Below are 1,147 nucleotides of genomic sequence, written 5' to 3' on the forward strand. Positions count from 1 at the left end.
AAGCCGGACTGCCCGAAGGTGTGGATGAATGGTGGAGAGCCTGCATCACTGAGCAGCAGCTGATCATTGCCAGCAACAGTGCAGGCACCACTGAGACTTAAAGCACAGGCAGCCGATGCAATCAGCTGTTTTGTCGCTTTTCCGATAACCTCTGCTGTCGGCCATATAGACTTTTGCAACGGATACTCAATGGCCTGTCCCATGATGCTGACTTGCTTCCCTGGAAAAGAAAGAGATAGGTTTACTATCGACAAGACAGTTGAAATAAAAAGCAACGAGCGCAACAAGCCCTGCCAGACTTCTGTTGCCTATCTGCATGCCCTATCTGCCCTGCTCACTGCGGGTAGCTATCAGGCAGGATTTACTCGGGAGTAACCCGCATCACTTCCGCTATGGTGGTAATTCCAGCAGCCACTTTCTGTGCACCTGATTGTCTCAGGTTATACATGCCTTCCTTGATACACTGTTGGCTGAGCCGCGTAATGTCCGGATTGTCGTCAACCAGAGCTTTGACCTGAGGGCTCATGGTTAAAATCTCATACAGCCCGGCACGCCCACGATAACCCGTTTCACGACAATCAAGGCAACCAACAGGCTGATAGACTTCTGCTGGTGCCGATGCTGGCCAGGGGTTGGTCAGGGCTTTCCAGCCGCTGTTGTCCAGAGGCGCCTTTGCCTTGCAATTCGGGCAGAGGGTTCTGACCAGACGTTGCGCCATCACACCGAGCACGGTGTTTTTAATGAGGTAAGGGGGGACGCCAAGCTCCAGTAAACGGGTCAGGGCAGAGGGTGCATCATTGGTATGCAGCGTAGAAATGACCAAATGCCCCGTCAGGGCCGCCTGAATGGCCATCTCAGCGGTTTCAAGATCACGAATCTCACCCACCATGATAATGTCAGGATCCTGCCTTAACAGTGCCCGAAGCCCTGAGGCAAAGGTCAGGTCGATGTTATGCTGCACCTGCATCTGGTTGAAGGCAGGCTCCACCATTTCAATAGGGTCTTCAATAGTACAGACATTCACCTGATCCGTGGCCAGCTGCTTCAGGGTTGAATAGAGCGTGGTGGTTTTACCAGAGCCGGTGGGGCCAGTGACCAGAATGATACCGTTGGGCTGGCCTGACATTGCTTTCCAGCGTCGTTCATC

At 53.1% G+C, this 1,147-nt stretch carries 1 protein-coding gene; it reads right to left on the minus strand.

Annotation, left to right across the window (positions count from 1 at the left end):
• Nucleotides 1-361: 361 nt before the first annotated feature.
• Nucleotides 362-1,147, minus strand: a 786-nt coding sequence (locus tag KDK13_RS04165) for a GspE/PulE family protein (protein WP_257283665.1), incomplete at its 5' end; no start/stop codon positions are given.

It is taken from the genome of Endozoicomonas sp. SESOKO1 (assembly GCF_024606265.1).
GTDB lineage: Bacteria > Pseudomonadota > Gammaproteobacteria > Pseudomonadales > Endozoicomonadaceae > Endozoicomonas.